16 protein-coding genes are annotated in these 18146 nt (G+C 57.4%); 8 read left to right on the top strand and 8 right to left on the bottom strand.

All coding sequences use genetic code 11. From position 1 onward, the window contains the following. The first annotated feature begins 172 nt into the window (after positions 1 to 172). Positions 173 to 1207, top strand: coding sequence for an L-rhamnose/proton symporter RhaT (rhaT, locus tag AM410_RS07305; RefSeq protein ID WP_073397766.1), 1035 nt, complete (start codon positions 173 to 175; stop codon positions 1205 to 1207). On the opposite strand, the gene rhaR is transcribed toward rhaT, so the two are convergent. Next, complete coding sequence (gene rhaR, locus AM410_RS07300; RefSeq protein ID WP_073397764.1) at positions 1208 to 2056, bottom strand: HTH-type transcriptional activator RhaR; 849 nt, start codon at positions 2054 to 2056, stop codon at positions 1208 to 1210. It lies immediately after the preceding gene. Between the two features lie 73 nt (positions 2057 to 2129). Continuing rightward, complete coding sequence (gene rhaS, locus AM410_RS07295) at positions 2130 to 2966, bottom strand: HTH-type transcriptional activator RhaS (protein ID WP_108647673.1); 837 nt, start codon at positions 2964 to 2966, stop codon at positions 2130 to 2132. Between the two features lie 301 nt (positions 2967 to 3267). On the opposite strand from rhaS, the gene rhaB reads away from it, so the two are divergent. From rhaB to rhaM, 4 genes are all read left to right on the top strand, one after another. Further along, complete coding sequence (rhaB, locus tag AM410_RS07285) at positions 3268 to 4737, top strand: rhamnulokinase (protein ID WP_020883964.1); 1470 nt, start codon at positions 3268 to 3270, stop codon at positions 4735 to 4737. After that, positions 4734 to 5993: an L-rhamnose isomerase gene (gene rhaA, locus AM410_RS07280; protein ID WP_020883965.1), complete on the top strand. Its 1260-nt coding sequence runs from the start codon at positions 4734 to 4736 to the stop codon at positions 5991 to 5993. Before rhaB ends, rhaA begins: the two co-directional genes overlap by 4 nt. Positions 5994 to 6101: 108 nt before the next feature. Beyond that, positions 6102 to 6932 carry a rhamnulose-1-phosphate aldolase gene (gene rhaD / locus AM410_RS07275; protein ID WP_047356014.1) on the top strand — a complete coding sequence of 277 codons (831 nt, stop codon included), beginning with the start codon at positions 6102 to 6104 and terminating at the stop codon, positions 6930 to 6932. A gap of 27 nt (positions 6933 to 6959) precedes the next feature. Continuing rightward, positions 6960 to 7274, top strand: coding sequence for an L-rhamnose mutarotase (rhaM, locus tag AM410_RS07270; protein WP_073397762.1), 315 nt, complete (start codon positions 6960 to 6962; stop codon positions 7272 to 7274). Between the two features lie 36 nt (positions 7275 to 7310). On the opposite strand, the gene AM410_RS07265 is transcribed toward rhaM, so the two are convergent. The 4 genes from AM410_RS07265 to AM410_RS07250 all read right to left on the bottom strand — a co-directional run bounded on the left by AM410_RS07265 (position 7311) and on the right by AM410_RS07250 (position 12410). After that, positions 7311 to 8576 carry an MFS transporter gene (locus AM410_RS07265; RefSeq protein WP_032680067.1) on the bottom strand — a complete coding sequence of 422 codons (1266 nt, stop codon included), beginning with the start codon at positions 8574 to 8576 and terminating at the stop codon, positions 7311 to 7313. 44 nt (positions 8577 to 8620) lie between these two features. Then, positions 8621 to 10744, bottom strand: coding sequence for an alpha-galactosidase (locus AM410_RS07260; protein ID WP_073397760.1), 2124 nt, complete (start codon positions 10742 to 10744; stop codon positions 8621 to 8623). 104 nt (positions 10745 to 10848) lie between these two features. Then, positions 10849 to 11844, bottom strand: a complete 996-nt coding sequence (locus AM410_RS07255) for a substrate-binding domain-containing protein (RefSeq protein ID WP_014172224.1) — start codon at positions 11842 to 11844, stop codon at positions 10849 to 10851. Positions 11845 to 11861: 17 nt separating this feature from the next. After that, positions 11862 to 12410, bottom strand: a complete 549-nt coding sequence (locus AM410_RS07250; RefSeq protein ID WP_014172225.1) for a helix-turn-helix domain-containing protein — start codon at positions 12408 to 12410, stop codon at positions 11862 to 11864. Positions 12411 to 12514: 104 nt separating this feature from the next. Here AM410_RS07250 and AM410_RS07245 point away from each other — a divergent pair, with 104 nt between their 5' ends. Together AM410_RS07245 and AM410_RS07240 are read left to right on the top strand one after the other, a co-directional pair. Then, positions 12515 to 13174 (top strand): AzlC family ABC transporter permease, encoded by a 660-nt coding sequence (locus AM410_RS07245; RefSeq protein WP_108647671.1) that lies wholly within the window; start codon positions 12515 to 12517, stop codon positions 13172 to 13174. Next, positions 13174 to 13497 (top strand): AzlD domain-containing protein, encoded by a 324-nt coding sequence (locus AM410_RS07240; protein ID WP_020883971.1) that lies wholly within the window; start codon positions 13174 to 13176, stop codon positions 13495 to 13497. Before AM410_RS07245 ends, AM410_RS07240 begins: the two co-directional genes overlap by 1 nt. A 40-nt stretch (positions 13498 to 13537) precedes the next feature. Here AM410_RS07240 and AM410_RS07235 read toward each other — a convergent pair whose 3' ends face one another. Continuing rightward, positions 13538 to 13750, bottom strand: coding sequence for a DUF1471 domain-containing protein (locus tag AM410_RS07235; RefSeq protein ID WP_008501827.1), 213 nt, complete (start codon positions 13748 to 13750; stop codon positions 13538 to 13540). Positions 13751 to 13864: 114 nt separating this feature from the next. After that, positions 13865 to 14701 (bottom strand): formate dehydrogenase accessory sulfurtransferase FdhD, encoded by an 837-nt coding sequence (gene fdhD / locus AM410_RS07230; protein WP_108647670.1) that lies wholly within the window; start codon positions 14699 to 14701, stop codon positions 13865 to 13867. A 383-nt stretch (positions 14702 to 15084) separates the two neighbouring features. Between fdhD and fdnG the strand changes: the two genes are divergently transcribed. After that, on the top strand, positions 15085 to 18135 hold the full coding sequence (fdnG, locus tag AM410_RS07225; protein ID WP_088202997.1) for a formate dehydrogenase-N subunit alpha: 3051 nt from the start codon (positions 15085 to 15087) through the stop codon (positions 18133 to 18135). Positions 18136 to 18146 lie beyond the last annotated feature (11 nt).

The raw sequence follows: 18146 nt of genomic DNA, 5'->3' as shown, positions 1-18146 counted from the left end.
ATTCGGTTTTCGATTATTGCTGAAATTGTGAGTCTGCTCACCCGGTTAACGCGTTGATTGCCATTCAAAACCAAAGTGCGGCAACCTTCCGAAGGTTACCCGACTGCTTAATTTTTACACTCATCGGGTTGGTGGGAAGCCACCGGCATATAAAAACGATGAGGATGTAAACATGAATCATGCGATTACGATGGGTATTTTCTGGCATCTGATAGGCGCGGCCAGTGCAGCCTGTTTCTATGCCCCGTTTAAACAGGTCAAACAGTGGTCATGGGAAACCATGTGGTCCGTCGGCGGTGTGGTCTCGTGGATAATTCTTCCCTGGACCATCAGCGCCATGCTGCTCCCGGATTTCTGGGGCTACTTCTCCTCCTTTAACGCCTCCACCCTGCTGCCGGTCTTTCTCTTTGGCGCCATGTGGGGCGTCGGTAACATTAACTATGGCCTCACCATGCGCTACCTCGGCATGTCGATGGGCATTGGCATCGCGATTGGTATTACGCTGATTGTCGGCACTCTGATGACGCCAATCCTCAACGGCAACGTTGACGTGCTGATCAACACCAAAGGCGGCCAGATGACGCTGCTGGGCGTGCTGGTGGCCGTTATTGGCGTGGGCATTGTCACCCGCGCAGGGCAGCTGAAAGAGCGCAAAATGGGCATCAGAGCCGAAGAGTTCAACCTGAAGAAAGGCCTGCTGCTGGCGGTGATGTGCGGGATCTTCTCCGCAGGCATGTCATTCGCGATGAACGCCGCCAAACCGATGCATGAAGCCGCTGCCGCACTGGGCGTCGACCCGCTGTACGTGGCACTGCCAAGCTACGTGGTGATCATGGGTGGCGGAGCGGTGGTTAACCTCGGTTTCTGTTTTTTCCGTCTGGCAACCGTGAAGACCTTGTCACTGAAAGCCGACTTCTCGCTGGCTAAACAGATGATTATCGGGAACGTGCTGCTCTCGGCGCTCGGTGGGCTGATGTGGTATCTCCAGTTCTTCTTCTACGCGTGGGGTCACGCCAGTATTCCGGCGCAGTATGACTATATGAGCTGGATGCTGCACATGAGCTTCTACGTGCTGTGCGGTGGGCTGGTGGGTCTGCTTCTGAAAGAGTGGAACAACGCCGGGCGTCGCCCGGTGGGCGTGCTGAGTCTGGGGTGCGTGGTGATCATTATTGCAGCCAACATTGTGGGCCTCGGCATGGCGAACTGATTACGCCGCTTTACGACTGCGATGACGCCACTGAACCGGCGTCATCCCCACCTCGCGGTTAAAGACCACCGAAAAATAGTTACTGTCCTCAAAGCCGCAGCGCATCGCCACATCGCTAACCATCAGTTCCGTATGCTGAAGCAGGTACTGGGCATGGCAGATGCGCAGCTGGCGCAGATAGTGGTTCACCGTCATCCCGGTCTGGGTGCGGAATTGCTGGCGCAACGCGCGCTCGCTGCACTGCGCCTGCTCGCAGAATTTCTCCAGCACAAAGCTTTTGTTAAGGCTGCCCGCCAGGGTGGTAATGAGCTTATCGAGCAGGGCTTCCTGCGCGGTAGCCGACGGGTTATCAATGGCGTAGCGATGGCGCGTCAACGTCATGACCAGCTGGGCGAAAAGCAGTTCTGCCATCTGATGAGCCTCAGGATCGCTTTTCTGGCTCTCCTGCTCCAGCTGAGAAATCACCTGTCGCACCTGCGTCATGCCGTTACTGCTCAGTCGCCAGTGCGCCGCGCACTTCGTATCATTAAAACCCGGAATGTAAGCCGCCCAGTCGACGTTGAGTTTCAGCCTGTCAGGGCAGTAAATCACGTTCTGCAGGACCAGGTCGTTGACCGAAGCGTAGGCGTGTTTGTCTTCAGCACGGATGTAAAACAGATCCCCACGCGTAATGCGGTAGGGCCGATCGTTGAGGATATGCAAGCCATTGCCCCGCCACACCAGCACCAGCTCGCAGAACTCATGGGTGTGCTCGGCAAAGACGTTTTGCGGATAGCGATCCGCCACCGCGACGGCCTGGCCGGCGGAGGCAAAAAAATCCACTTTGCGAAGCATTAGCTGAGCAACCACGACACAACCTCGACAGCAAATAACCTGACATTATTAGCGTTTTTGCCCACGGGAAACGGTGACAACCCTCGCGTTACTGCAGTGACGCGTCCTTTCCCTGGCGAATATCGCGCGGTGACCAGCTAAATTCCCGGCGAAACAGGGTCGAAAAGTGGTTACTGTCGCCGAAGCCGCAACGATAGGCGATATCCGTGACGCTCTCATCGGTATGACGCAGCAGATGGCGCGCTTTAATCAGGCGCAGACGGTTCAGATAGCGCTGGGGCGTCAGTCCGGTTTGTTGCTTCAGCTGACGATGCAAGGTCCGGAGCGACAGCGAAAAATCATCCGCCAGCGTTTCCCAGCAGACATCCTCGGCGAAATGGTACTCCAGCCAGGCCATCAGTTGAGTCAAACGCGCATCGTTATTCTCCAGCCCGGCCACCATGCTACTGCGGCGCAGCAGCACCAGCAGCTGCATAAACAACAGCTCACGCGTGGCGATGACGTGGGTCTCCTGTCCCTCGTCGCGCTGTTCCATCTGGCTCACCAGCTGACGCACCTGCTGCAGCGTGGACTGATTCACCCGCCAGTGCGAAGGATAGATGCCGTCCTTCTCCTGCGGCAGGAGATGGTTCAGCCCGGACAGGAACTGGAACGCATCGGGCGAACGGTAGAGCACGTTAGTCAGGCACAGGTTGTCGGTATGTTCATATAAGTGCCGGTCATGATCGCGCACAAAGCAGACCGTCCCACCACTGATGGTATACGGCTGGCCGTTAAACACATGGATCCCCGTTCCGTGTTCAACAATCACAATTTCGTGAAAATCATGATGATGCTCAGGAAACGCCACCTGAGGGAGTCGCGGTTCAATCGCGACAGACGACCCACCCGAAGGAAAAAAATCCACGCTGTGCAGTACGGTCATAACGGCCCCCACCAATGAGAAATGTTCTCAAAATAGTAATTAAGGCCCCGTCCCCTCACCTTAAATTTTCGACCGTAAACCTCGCAAAAACTGTCCGTTTTTCAAGAAACAGGCTGAAAGATCAGGAAATGCGGTAAGCGTCACACTGCCTGCAAACCCCGTCACGCCTGGAAACTGTGAACTCCCTCACGTTCACCTTTGCTTTCTTGCCAGCCCCGGAAAACCGCTGTCACTGGCGAGAAGGTGGTGATGGGTTCCTTTTTTTACACTCACCGCTAATGACTTTAAGAAGGACACAACCATGACTTTTCGCCATTGCGTGGCTGTCGATCTCGGCGCATCCAGCGGCCGTGTAATGCTGGCCACTTATGACGGCAAGCGGCAGACGCTTTCGCTTCGCGAGATGCACCGCTTTGTTAACTGCCTGCAAAAGCAGGACGGCTGTGAGGTATGGGATATCGACAGCCTTGAGGCAGCGATCCGCACCGGACTGCAGAAGGTCTGCGATGCGGGGATCCGTATCGACAGTATCGGCATCGATACCTGGGGCGTCGATTACGTACTGCTGGACAGCAACGGTGAACGCGTTGGTTTGCCGATAGCCTATCGCGACAGCCGCACCGACGGCCTGATGGCGCGTGCGATTGCCGGGCTTGGCAAAGAGAATATTTATGGCCGCAGCGGCATTCAGTTCCTGCCATTCAATACCCTCTATCAACTGCGCGCGCTGGTCGAACAGCAGCCGGCGCTGGTTCCCCGCGTGGCGCATGCACTGCTGATCCCGGACTACTTCAGCTACCGCCTGACCGGCAACATGAACTGGGAATACACCAACGCCACCACCACGCAACTGGTGAACATCAACTCCGATAACTGGGATGAACACCTGCTGGCCTGGACCGGGGCTTCACCCTCCTGGTTCGGTACGCCGACGCATCCTGGCAATGTGATCGGGCAATGGATGTGCCCGCAGGGTAATGCGATCCCGGTGGTGGCGGTTGCGAGTCACGATACCGCCAGCGCCGTCATTGCGTCACCGCTTGCCGGTAACGACGCGGCCTACCTCTCTTCCGGGACCTGGTCGCTGATGGGCTTTGAGAGCAAAACCCCCTACACCAGCGATGCCGCGCTGGCCGCGAACATCACCAACGAAGGCGGTGCCGAAGGGCGCTACCGCGTGCTGAAGAACATCATGGGTCTGTGGCTGCTCCAGCGCGTGCTTAAAGAGCAGAACATTACCGACCTGCCCGCGCTTATTGCCGACACGGAAAGACTGAAAGCCTGCAGTTTCCTGATCAATCCCAATGATGACCGCTTTATCAACCCGGCGGACATGAGCGCCGAAATCCAGGCCGCCTGCGTCGACGCCGGGCAGCCCGTGCCATCGAAACCGGCAGAGCTGGCACGCTGTATTTTCGACAGCCTCGCCCTGCTGTATGCCGAGATCCTGAGCGAGCTGGCCGACCTTCGTGGCCGGCCGTTCACTCAGCTGCATATTGTCGGCGGCGGCTGCCAGAACCAGCTTCTGAACCAGCTCTGCGCCGATGCCTGCGGGATCACCGTGGTGGCGGGCCCGATTGAAGCGTCGACGCTCGGCAATATTGGCATTCAGCTCATGACCCTGGACGAACTCGCCAGCGTGGACGATTTCCGCACGGTGGTGTCGGCGAACGCCACGCTGACCACGTTCATTCCCAATCCCTGCCATGAAATTGCCCGCTATCGGGCGCAGTTTCAGCAAAACCGACTGACTAAGGAGCTTTGCGCATGACCACTCAACTTGAACAAGCCTGGGACCTGGCTAAACAGCGTTACGCCGCCGTCGGCGTGGATGTCGATGAGGCGCTGCGCCAGCTCGATCGTCTGCCGGTCTCCATGCACTGCTGGCAGGGCGACGACGTTGCCGGTTTCGAGAACCCGGGCGGCTCGCTGACGGGGGGCATTCAGGCCACCGGCAACTATCCGGGCAAAGCGCGTAACGCCACCGAACTGCGCGCCGACCTGGAGCTGGCGCTGAGCCTGATCCCGGGGCCTAAGCGGCTGAACCTGCATGCTATCTATCTGGAATCTGACACGCCGGTCGCGCGTAACGAGATCAAACCTGCGCATTTTAAAAACTGGGTGGCGTGGGCGAAAGCCAACCAGCTGGGCCTGGATTTCAACCCATCCTGCTTCTCGCACCCGTTGAGCGCCGACGGTTTTACCCTTGCCCACGCGAACGACGATATCCGCCAGTTCTGGATTGACCACGTAAAAGCCAGCCGCCGCGTCTCCGCGTACTTTGGCGAGCAGCTCGGCACGCCGTCGGTGATGAACATCTGGATCCCGGACGGCATGAAAGACATCACCGTTGACCGTCTGGCCCCGCGTCAGCGCCTGCTGGCGGCGCTGGATGAAGCCATCAGCGAAAAACTGAACCCGGCGCACCACATCGACGCCGTAGAGAGCAAGCTGTTCGGTATTGGTGCGGAAAGTTACACCGTTGGCTCGAACGAGTTTTACATGGGTTACGCCACCAGCCGCCAGACCGCGCTGTGCCTGGATGCCGGCCACTTCCACCCGACGGAGGTGATCTCCGACAAAATCTCCGCCGCCATGCTCTACGTACCCCGCCTGCTGCTGCACGTGAGCCGTCCCGTACGCTGGGACAGCGACCATGTGGTGCTGCTGGATGACGAAACCCAGGCCATTGCCAGCGAAATCATTCGCCACGATCTGTTTGACCGCGTGCACATTGGCCTCGACTTCTTTGACGCCTCCATCAACCGCATCGCGGCCTGGGTGATTGGCACCCGCAACATGAAAAAAGCCCTGCTGCGTGCGCTGCTGGAGCCCACCAGCGCCCTGAAGCAGCTGGAAGAGAACGGCGATTACACCGCGCGCCTGGTGCTGCTGGAAGAGCAGAAAACCCTGCCGTGGCAGGCGGTGTGGGAGATGTACTGCCAGCGTAACGACACCCCAGCGGGCAGTCAGTGGCTGGATAACGTGCGGATGTATGAGAAAGACGTGCTGAGTCAGCGCGGATAAATATGCCCTCACCCTCTTTCTGTAGAAGAGGCCACTTTTACCCCCTCTCCCTGTGGGAGAGGGCGGGGTGAGGGAAACGCTCACCACGATCACGGGAAATGAAACACTATGCAGACCATCACTAACGCCTGGTTCGTCCAGGGCATGATTAAAGCCACCTCCGACGCCTGGCTGAAAGGCTGGGACGAGCGCAATGGCGGTAACCTGACGCTGCGCCTGGATGATGCCGACATTGAACCGTTCGCCGCCGAGTTCCATCAGAAGCCGCGCTATATCGCCCTGAGCCAGCCAATGCCGCAGCTCGCCAGTACGCCGTTTATCGTCACCGGTTCCGGTAAATTCTTCCGTAACGTGCAGCTCGACCCGCAGGCCAACCTCGGGGTGGTGAGAGTGGACAGCGACGGCGCAGGCTATCACATCCTCTGGGGGCTGACGGACGATGCAGTGCCCACGTCTGAACTCCCGGCGCACTTCCTCTCTCACTGTGAGCGTATCAAGGCAACCCACGGCAAAGACCGGGTGATCATGCACTGTCACGCCACTAACCTGATAGCCCTGACCTACGTGCTGGAAAACAGTAGCGATTACCTCACGCGAAAGCTGTGGGAAGGCAGCACCGAATGTCTGGTGGTCTTCCCTGACGGGGTCGGCATTCTGCCGTGGATGGTGCCGGGTACCGACGAAATCGGCCAGGCCACCGCCATCGAAATGCAGTCCCACTCCCTGGTGCTGTGGCCGTTCCACGGGGTATTCGGCAGCGGGCCGACGCTCGACGAAACGTTTGGTCTGATTGATACCGCCGAGAAGTCCGCCGAGGTGCTGGTGAAGGTCCTGTCGATGGGCGGCATGAAGCAGACCATCACCCGGGAAGAGCTGATTGCACTCGGTAAACGCTTTGGCGTCACGCCGATGCTGTCGGCACTGGATTTGTACCCATAGCGGCCCGCGAAAGCGGCTGGAGGCATGATGATCCGCAAAGCATTTGTGATGCAGGTGAACCCTGACGCGCACGACGAGTACGCGCGTCGCCATAACCCCATCTGGCCAGAGCTGGAGGCGGTATTAAAAGACCACGGTGCGCACCACTACGCTATCTATCTCGATGAGGCGCGTAACCTGCTGTTTGCGAGCGTTGAAATTGAATCGGAAGCGCGCTGGAACGCGGTGGCAACGACCGACGTTTGTCAGCGCTGGTGGAAATACATGGGTGAGGTAATGCCCTCGAACCCCGACAACAGCCCCGTGAGTGCCGAACTGAAAGCGGTGTTTTACCTGCCCTAAGCGTTAATGCTGCCGCATCCGCGGCAGCGTCCTGCGTTAGTTTGCCTCCACCGCAGCGCGGCGCGCCGCAATCTCCTGCTTACTGCTCAGCGTAAAGGCCGAGACCACCGTAATCGCCAGTACAAAACACCCCAGCATCAGGTAGGTCTCCTGGAAACCGATCCGGTCATACATATTCCCGGCAAAAGCAGAGAGGAAAATCGCCGCCGACTGTTTGGCAAACTGGAAGCCAATCAGATAGATAGTGGCCGACAGACGGGTATCGAACACGCCAGTGATGTATTTGAACGCCCCCACCAGCAGGAACGGAACCTCCAGCGCGTGCAGCATCTTCAGGGCAATGACCTCCACCGCGGTGGTGGCGAACGACGAGCCGATAATGCGCGTCGCCATAATCAGCCCGGCAATCAGCAGCGTATTCTTCGCGCCGATACGGTTGATGATCCACGGCGAGCAGAACATGATGATCGCGTTGCAAATTTCCCCCGCCGTGGTGGCAAAACCAAAGGCTCGCGTTCCCTCCTGCGGCGTTGCGAAGAAGGTTTTAAAGAAGGTGGCAAACTGCTGGTCAAAAACGTCATACACGCAGGCCACACCGATGACGTACAGAATGAACATCCACATTCTGCGCTGACGGAACAGGTTAAAGACCGTCCTGGCGGTGATCTGCGGCTGGTTAGCCCCCAGCGCATTCATCACCTGCGCAGTCTGGTTTGGCTTCGGTTTCGCAACCACCAGCAACAGCATCAGCAGCAGCGCAGCCGCTGATCCCATCCAGAAGACATACGACGGGTCGATGCCAAACAGAATACCGCCCGTTGAAGCGCACAGCCCCCAGCCGAGACAGCCGAACATGCGCGCCTTGCCGTATTCAAACACGCTGTTACGGCTCACGCGTTCGATGTAGGCCTCAATCGCGCCTGAACCTGCGGAGAAGACAAAACCGATATACAGACCACCGCTCAATGCCCCCAGCCAGATACTGCTTTTCAGCAGTGGCGCAAAGACATACAGGAAGAACGGCGCGAACAGAAACAGCAGCACCGTGATAATCCACAGCAGGTGTTTTTTCAGCCCCAGCTTATCCGAAATGACCCCAAGCACGGGCTGGAAGGCGATGGCCGAAAGCGAGATACAGGAGAATACGATCCCGGTATGGGTTTTGTTCAGGCCAATGACATCCGACAGCCAGATCGGCAGAAACGGAAAGCAGGTGGCCATAATGAAGAAGTAGAGAAAGAAGAACAGCCCGAAGATCCAGAAGTTAGGGTTGTCTTTGTGGGTACAGGTTGTTGTGTTCATTATTTTTATCCTCAACGGAGGGCCAGTCTCCCGGCCCATCACCCTTACACGCGTTCAACGCCAATCAGAATGGCGGTTTCCGGGTCCAGAATCGGCAGTGCGATCCCCGCCTGCATCAGCCACTCACCGCTGGCCGTCTGGGACGTTTCCATCCACGCCGGCAGCTTGCGCATGGTGTGCCCGCCCTCACCGGTGAGTCGAATGTTGGGGTGATCGAGCAGCGTGATGCGGTACTGCGCCTGCGCGTCGAGCCCCGGCATGCGCAGCGGCATCATGAGCGTGTAATCCGGCATGGCCAGTTGGCTGACCATAAACAACCCCTGCGTTTTGTCTTCGCTCACTATACCCTGCGCCAGCGTGCTGGCATCCGGCATATCCACGCGCCACTGGGTACCGTGATGGATGACTTCCCGCCACTGCTTGTGCAGCGCGGCGTAATGGCGATAGCCTTCACGCTCCTGAGCATCGACGGTGAGCGGATCAAGCTCCAGTCCCATGTGGCCAAACAGTGCCGTCAGGCCGCGGAAAGCAATGCTGTGCTGGCGGAAGGTGGCGTGACATTTATGATGACCGATATGCGCGCCCATCACTTCCGGCGGGAAGAAGTAGCTCATGCCACGCTGGATGGTATTGCGCTCCAGCGCGTCGTTGTTGTCAGAGGCCCAGAAGCGGTGACTGCGGGTCAGGACTTCATAATCGATACGCCCACCGCCCGAGGAGCAGGACTCAAATTCAATGTGCGGGAAACGCTCGCCCAGCACGTCTAACAGACGATAAAACTGCCGCGTCTGCGCATCCGCGGCGGCTTTGCCGTGGTGCCCGGGCTGTACCAGTTCGCGGTTCATATCCCACTTAACGTAGTCGATGGCATGTTCGCCCAGCAGCCAGCTCATGCGCTCGACCAGATATTCAAAAGCCTGCGGAATATTCAGGTTGAGCACCAGTTGATGACGGCCCGTTGCCTGGGTGTAGCCCGGCAGCGCCAGAATCCAGTCGGGATGGGCACGATACAGATCCGAGTCCGGGTTAATCATCTCCGGCTCAATCCAGATACCAAATTCCATGCCGCGCTTTTTCACATGGTTAATCACCGGCGTCAGCCCGTCCGGGTATTTTTTCTCGTCCAGGTACCAGTCACCCAGCGCCGCGTGGTCATCGTTACGGCCTTTGAACCAGCCGTCGTCGATGATAAAACGCTCTACGCCCAGCGCCGCAGCCTCATCGGCCATGCGCATGATGTACGCCGGGTCATGGCTGAAGTAGATCCCCTCCCAGGTATTGAGATGTACCGGGCGCGGTTTGTTTTCAGGGAAGCGGATAACGTTCTCGCGCAGATACCGGTGGAACGACTGGCTCATGCCGTTCAGACCCCGTGCGGAGTAGCTCGCATACAGGCGCGGTGTCCAGAGCGTTTCCCCCTCTTCAATCGCCATTTCTCCCGGCAGGTAGAGGGCTTCGGCCTGCAGATAGCGGCGTCCGTCGGTTTTGACTTCCGCACGCAGGCGGTGGTTGCCGCTCCAGCCCAGATGCACGCCCCAGACGTCGCCGTGCATTTCGTTAAATGAGGACGTACCGGCGATCAGCGCCGGGAAGTGTTCGTGAGAGGTCCTGCCGCGGCGGTTTTCAATCACAACGCTGTCGTGTTCAAGCTTCACGCGATGCGGCTGGAACTCACGGATCCAGCGTCCGTGGAACGCCATCACGTCCTGCGCGCGTTCGGCGACCGGTAGCGTCACGGCGAAACGATCAACCTGCCACGCCTGCGCCCGCAGGTTAGTTAAACCGTGACGCACCACCAGAACCCCGCTTGCATCAAGTGCCAGCTCGCTGGTCAGACGCAACCCGGCATGTTCATCTTCCGCCGTTAACGTCAGGGTTTGCCCCTGGTGCTGCACATGGGTAGTTTTAAAGACAGGCGACCCGTCCAGCCCCTGGCGGTGCCCTTCAATACCGGGCGAACCAAACAGACCGTGTCCCAGCTCCGCCATCAGCGTCACCGGGGCGTCAACGTCGAGCCTGCCGTTCGCCACCGGACGAGCAAGACTTACCACATCTTGCGGTGAAAAGTGGTTAAGGTGCGGCCCCCAGTAGAGAATTTCGGCGAACGGGTGCGTGGTGATCACCAGGTCAACCGCCTTACTTTCGAGTCGAAAAATGGAATCGTGCATCAGACCTCTCCTGTCATCGGGATGATCTGAGTGTTGATCCGAAACGTTTCGGATACAAACCAAAACGTTTCGGATCTGTGATCGGCTTTGGAATTTTGCTGTGTTTAGGCCGTCTGGCCCGGGAAGAACTCTGGCTGCCAGAGCACCTGTAGCTGAGCGATATCGTCGCCGTTAATCAACTGACGCACCATGTCAGCGATCTGTTTCCCGACGCCCTGGCGGGTGGACTGAATAACCGCCGCCACATCAACATCGACAATGCTGTCCTGCGGTAAGCCGTCGTAAACCACCAGCGAAACGGCGTTTTCACCGCAGAGAAGACCCCGCTGCGCCAGCGCCATGGCCGCGCCGTCGCCGTGAGTGTTGCAGTCGGTAATGATGGCCGTGGGGGGCTGCGGCAGCGAGAGAAGTTCATTCGTCGTGGCGTAACCCACGCGGCGCGAAGGCGGCATGGCGCGCAGCCATTCGCTGGATAACCCGGCTTCGCGTAGCGCATCCAGATAACCCTGGCGGCGCTGGGTGATGAAGGCCTGATTGTTGCTTTCACCCAGCAAAGCGATGCGGCGATGTCCCTTTTCAATCAGCCAGCGGGTGGCATTGTACGTGCCGGCATAGTTGTCAAAATCAAACCACGCATAGGGCTGCGGCAGCTGGCTGCGCCCGAGCGCGAGAAAGGGAAAACCGGCGGCCTGAAGCTGTTCCAGCCGCGGGTCATGATCCAGCGTGTGCGCCACAATCAGCGCATCCACGCGACGACTTTGCACCATACGCATATAGCTGTGCTTGTCCGCCAGATCGTCATCGGCAATCAGCAGGAGATCGATTTCATGTCGCGCCAGTTCGTGGCTAATTTCGCCGACCATGTCCATAAAGACGCTGTTATTGAGCGGAACAGGATGCACCGGAAAAACCAGACCCACGGCGTCGATTTTGCCCATCTTCAGGCGACGCGCGAAGGTGTTTGGCCGGTAGCCACGGCGCTGAGCCTCCGCTTCGACGCGGGCGCGCGTCTCGCGGGAGACATCGTCATACCCGTTAAGGGCGCGGCTGACGGTGGTAACAGACAGCCCCAGTTCTTTGGCAATGGCTTTAAGCGACATGATTTTCCGTATCTGCGTTAATTTTGTTCAGCCACCAGAAGCGCGTGCGTATCCGGCTCCAGGGCCTTAAAGATATGCGGCTGGTCAGCGGGATAGCAAATGTAATCCCCCGGGCCAAGCTCTTCCGCCGCGTCGATCAGACCAACCAGCGCTCTACCCTGCGTCACAATAATATGCTCCACTGAGCCTGCCGGATGTGGCTGAGAAATGCGGTCGGCACCCGGCTGGGTGAGTAACAGGTAGATGTCACGACGCGCGCCCGGCGGGCACGCCGCCAGCAAAATGGCTTCATAATTGGCCTGTCCGGCAACCACCTTCGTTCCTTCTCCACGGCGGATCACCTGAGTGGTCGGCTGCTGCGGTTCAAGCAAACGGGCAAAAGGAATGTCCAGCGCCACACAGAGTGACCAGAGCGTCTCCAGGCTGGGATTCCCGTTGCCGGATTCCAGCTGCGACAGCGTGGATTTAGCGATCCCGGCACGGCGCGCGATTTCCGCCAGTGAAAGTCCGGTTCGCAGGCGTTCTCGCACCAGACTTTTAGCGATCACGCTGATTGGCTGCGTCATAAAAACGGCCCCTTTGTTCTATAAATCGAACGAATCGTTCGTCTTGAAAAACGGCTCTGATGCGTTCATTATAATGGAAATACGTTCGATATGGCTAAAATAGTATGAAGCATCCTCTCTCCACCCTGAAAGGCGACACGATAAAAGCAATCATCCTGGTGTGTCTCGCGGTAGGCGTCGTCGGGATGTCCTATGGCTCGCTGGCAATGGCCTACGGTTTCCCGGTCTGGGTCCCGTTTTTACTCTCTATTACCGTGCTGGCAGGTGCCTCTGAATTTATGTTCATCGGCATTGTGGCAAGCGGCGGTAACCCTCTGGCGGCGGCAGCTGCCGGATTACTGGTTAATGCACGTCATGTACCGTTTGGAGTGACGGTGCGTGAACTGGTGGGTAAACGTGGCCTGAGTTTTCTGGGTTGCCACATTATGAACGACGAAAGCGTGGTGTTCGGGTTGTCGCAAAAAACGCCCGAACAGCGTAAGGCGGCATACTGGTTATGCGGTTTAGGCGTGGCGATCGTCTGGCCGCTGGGTACATTGCTGGGCACCATAGTTGGCAAACTGTTGCCGGACCTTGAAACCATCGGGCTGGATGCGGTATTCCCGGCGATTTTACTGGCGTTAGTGGTGCCGGCTTTTAAAAATCGCACCACCCTGATCCGCGCCTGCAGCGGTGCTGCATTGTCACTGGCCGCCGTGCCGTTTGCCCCGGTGGGTTTACCGGTTCTGCTCTCTTTACTGGGTCTTGCTGCGAGGAAAAAATAATGGGGAATATGACGGTCTTTATTCTCGGTATCGCCCTTCTTTCTGTGGGAACCTATTTAATGCGTCTCGGCGGGGCAAAACTCGGCAACCGACTGGCGCTGTCAGACCGCTCTCAGGCTCTGCTTTCAGATGCGGCAACGGTTTTGCTGTTTTCCGTCGCGCTGGCGACCACTTTCTATGAAGGTGAGCATTTTGCCGGTATGGCGCGCGTACTGGGCGTGGCGTTTGCAGTATTTCTGGCATGGCGAAAAATGCCATTAATTGTGGTGATCGTGGCGGCAGCGGTCGTGACTGCATTGCTGCGCCTGGCGGGTATCCAATAAAAAAAGCGCCCCGGGGGCGCTCTTTCGACGGTGTGGCAGCTTATTTGTTCAGTTCAGCGGTCATGTGTACGCGGTTACCGGTAAACGCCTGCGTAATTTTGTAAGATGACGCGCCCGCTTCCTGAGCCTGTGCAGCAATTTTCGCTTCTGCGCCATCAATGGTAGAGGCGGTTGCGGTCACAGTCTGTGCAGCGAAAGAACCGAAAGATGTAGCCAGAGCGATTACTGCGACAAAAGTTTTGATGCTTTTCATGATATAAACCCTTTCAATTAGTTGTTTGTTTAAGGCACCGTGCCTTGATGAGATAAATAGTAGACCTCATCATGAACAACTAAAAGCGGAAGGATTTGCTATTCTTTTTCAAATTTACTGATCAACTATTAATCGCTGCGGATGGGTATAAATCGTCGCCCTTCCCGGCTTACAGAACCCCACCAGCGTCAGGTTACAGCGCTCCGCCACTTCCACCGCCAGCGTGGTCGCGGCCGATACGGCAAAAAGGATTTCAACGCCGCACATCGCCGACTTTTGCACCATCTCGTAGCTGGCGCGGCTGGAGACCAGTGCCGCCCCCTGCTGCCAGAGTTCGCTTTCGCGCGCCCGGCGGCCCATCAGTTTATCCAGCGCCACATGGCGGCCGACATCCTCATGCCCCCCGGCAATATCGCCCGATGGCAGAACCCATGCCGCCGCATGCGTGCATCCGCTCAGCTGGCCGACAGGTTGCACGTCATTCAGATGTTCAAGGGCATGGTCGAGATGGGCCAGATTGAAGGTCTGGGTAAACGGCAGAGGTGCGACAGGCTTACCGATATCATTGAGCTGCTCTACCCCGCAAACCCCACATCCGGTACGCCCGGCCAGCGCGCGTCGCCGCTCTTTGAGCCCCATAAAGCGGCGGCTTGAGAGTTCGATTTGCACTTCAAGGCCGTTGCAGGCCTTCACCACATCCATACCGTAAATTTCTTGCGGGTGCTCAATGATGCCTTCCGAGAGGGAAAAACCAATCGCGAACAGCTCCAGATCTTTCGGCGAGGCCATCATCACCACATGGGAAATACCGTTGTAAACCAGAGCAACGGGCACTTCCTCCGCCAGAAAATCAGGCGTGGTGTGGGTAATGTGGGGCGGTCTGTGTACCGACAGTTCCACGATACCGGCAGGCAGTGGCGACGAGTGGGTAACACGGTTTTGTTTAGACACAGCGGTATTCCTGAACAACCACGGAGGTGAGCCTGCTATTGCATCACAAACCGCAGGCCATACGCATAGTATGGATCAACTTTTCAGCACCCATCCTCATCAAGTTTACCTACTCATTTGGGAGAGGCGCAACCGAGGCGGTGATACAGCCCTTTAACATGCCGGGGCAATAATGTGACTCGTGTCACACTTTATAATCAACACAGTGATAATACGTTCACTTTGTATTAACGCCATTGGAACAGGCGTACCGACATTGTGGTATTCTGATGATATCCCTCGTAGAACTGAGGGATTAACGCAAATTTTTCTCCTTTGCGGTCACCGTTCAACCGCGAAGTCAAAACTACATATGTAAGCAATGTCGAAACAAGGAGTGACCCATGCAGGTCAGCAGAAGGCAGTTCTTTAAGATCTGCGCTGGCGGTATGGCAGGCACCACGGCGGCGGCACTGGGTTTTGCACCCGGTGTAGCGCTGGCGGAGACGCGGCAATATAAACTGCTGCGCACCCGTGAAACCCGTAATACCTGTACGTACTGCTCTGTCGGTTGCGGGCTGTTGATGTATAGCCTCGGCGACGGTGCTAAAAACGCCAAAGCGTCTATCTTCCATATCGAAGGTGACCCGGACCATCCGGTCAACCGCGGCGCGCTGTGCCCGAAAGGTGCCGGCCTGGTTGACTTTATCCACTCCGAAAGCCGCCTCAAATTCCCTGAATATCGTGCGCCAGGTTCCGATAAATGGCAGCAAATCAGCTGGGAAGACGCATTTGACCGCATCGCTAAACTGATTAAAGAAGACCGCGATGCCAACTTTATTGCGAAGAACGCTGAAGGCGTCACCGTCAACCGCTGGCTCTCCACCGGGATGCTGTGTGCCTCTGCTTCCAGTAACGAAACCGGCTATTTAACCCAGAAATTTACGCGTGCACTCGGTATGCTCGCGGTCGACAACCAGGCGCGTGTCTGACACGGACCAACGGTAGCAAGTCTTGCTCCAACATTTGGTCGCGGTGCGATGACCAACCACTGGGTCGACATCAAGAACGCCAACCTTATTGTGGTGATGGGTGGTAACGCCGCTGAAGCGCACCCTGTCGGGTTCCGCTGGGCGATGGAAGCCAAAATCCACAACGGTGCGAAACTGATTGTGATCGATCCCCGCTTTACGCGTACTGCGTCAGTGGCGGATTTCTACACCCCTATTCGTTCAGGTACTGACATCACTTTCCTGTCAGGCGTATTGCTGTACCTGATGACCAACGAAAAATATAACCGCGAATACACCGAAGCCTATACCAACGCCAGCCTGATCGTGCGTGAGGATTACCACTTCGAAGATGGACTGTTCAGCGGTTATGACGCCGAAAAACGCAAATACGACAAGACCAGCTGGAACTATGAGCTGGACGAGAAAGGCTTTGCGAAGCGTGATACGACGCTGCAGCATCCGCGCTGCGTGTGGAACCTGCTGAAAGAGCACGTCTCCCGCTACACGCCGGACGTTGTTGAAAACATCTGTGGTACGCCAAAGGAAGACTTCCTGAAGGTGTGCGAGCTTATCGCCGAAACCAGCGCGAAAGACAAAACGGCGTCGTTCCTCTACGCGCTCGGCTGGACCCAACACTCTGTCGGCGCGCAGAACATCCGTACCATGGCGATGGTTCAACTGCTGCTCGGCAACATGGGGATGGCTGGCGGCGGCGTGAACGCCCTGCGTGGTCACTCCAACATTCAGGGTCTGACCGACCTTGGTCTGCTGTCTCAAAGCCTGCCAGGTTACATGAACCTGCCAAGCGAAAAACAGACCGACCTGCAAACCTACCTCACAGCCAGCACGCCTAAACCACTGCTCGAAGGTCAGGTGAACTACTGGGGCAACTATCCGAAGTTCTTCGTCTCGATGATGAAAGCCTTCTTCGGTGACAAAGCGACAGCGGAAAACAGCTGGGGCTTTGACTGGCTGCCGAAGTGGGACAAAGGTTACGACGTTCTGCAGTACTTCGAGATGATGCATCAGGGCAAGGTGAATGGCTATCTGTGCCAGGGCTTTAACCCGGTCGCCTCATTCCCGAACAAGAACAAGGTGGTTGAATCGCTGTCGAAACTGAAGTTCCTGGTGACGATTGACCCACTCAACACCGAGACGTCGACCTTCTGGCAGAACCACGGTGAGTCGAATGACGTTGACCCATCGAAGATTCAGACTGAAGTGTTCCGTCTGCCTTCTACCTGCTTCGCGGAAGAGAACGGTTCCATCGTGAACTCCGGCCGCTGGCTGCAGTGGCACTGGAAAGGTGCGGACGCCCCGGGCATCGCCATGAACGACGGCGAGATCCTGGCCGGTATCTTCTTACGCCTGCGTAAGATGTATGCGGCAGAAGGCGGTGCGAACCCGGAACCGGTGCTGAACATGACCTGGAACTACTCGACGCCGGAAAACCCAGCGCCGGAAGAAGTGGCGATGGAGAGCAACGGTAAAGCGCTGGCAGATGTTATCGACCCGGCCACCGGGACGGTGCTGGCGAAGAAAGGCGATCAGCTCAGTACCTTCGCGCACCTGCGTGATGACGGCACGACCGCCAGTGGCTGCTGGATCTTTGCCGGTAGCTGGACGCCGAAAGGTAACCAGATGGCCAACCGCGATAATGCTGACCCGTCAGGCCTCGGCAATACGCTGGGCTGGGCCTGGGCATGGCCGCTGAACCGCCGCATTCTCTACAACCGTGCTTCCGCTGACCCGCAGGGTAATCCGTGGGATCCGAAGCGTCAGTTGCTGAAATGGGACGGCGCGAAATGGGGCGGTGTGGATATTCCGGACTACAGTACTGCCCCTCCAGGCAGCGATGTCGGGCCGTTTATCATGCAGCCTGAAGGGATGGGACGCCTGTTTGCTATCGATAAGATGGCGGAAGGGCCATTCCCGGAACACTACGAGCCGTTTGAGACGCCGCTGGGCACCAACCCGCTGCACCCGAACGTGGTCTCTAACCCGGCAGCCCGCATCTTTAAGGGCGATTTCGACGCGCTGGGTAAAAAAGACAAGTTCCCGTATGTGGGCACCACTTACCGTCTGACCGAACACTTCCACTACTGGACCAAGCACGCGCTGCTTAACGCTATCGCGCAGCCGGAACAGTTTGTGGAGATCGGCGAGAAGCTGGCGAACAAGCTCGGCATTGCCCATGGCGATACCGTGAAGGTCTCTTCTAACCGTGGCTACATCAAGGCCAAGGCGGTGGTGACCAAGCGTATTCGCACGCTGAACGTTCACGGTCAGCAGGTGGATACCATCGGTATTCCGATTCACTGGGGTTATGAGGGCGTGGCGAAGAAAGGGTTCATTGCGAACACCCTGACGCCGTTCGTCGGTGATGCGAACACGCAGACGCCGGAGTTTAAGGCCTTCCTCGTGAACGTGGAAAAGGTGTAACGGAGACGACT

It is taken from the genome of Enterobacter cloacae complex sp. FDA-CDC-AR_0164 (assembly GCF_003071645.1).
Taxonomy (GTDB): Bacteria; Pseudomonadota; Gammaproteobacteria; order Enterobacterales; family Enterobacteriaceae; genus Enterobacter; species Enterobacter ludwigii.
Note: the sequence above shows the minus strand (reverse complement) of the source record. Positions and strands in the feature narration are given on the sequence as shown.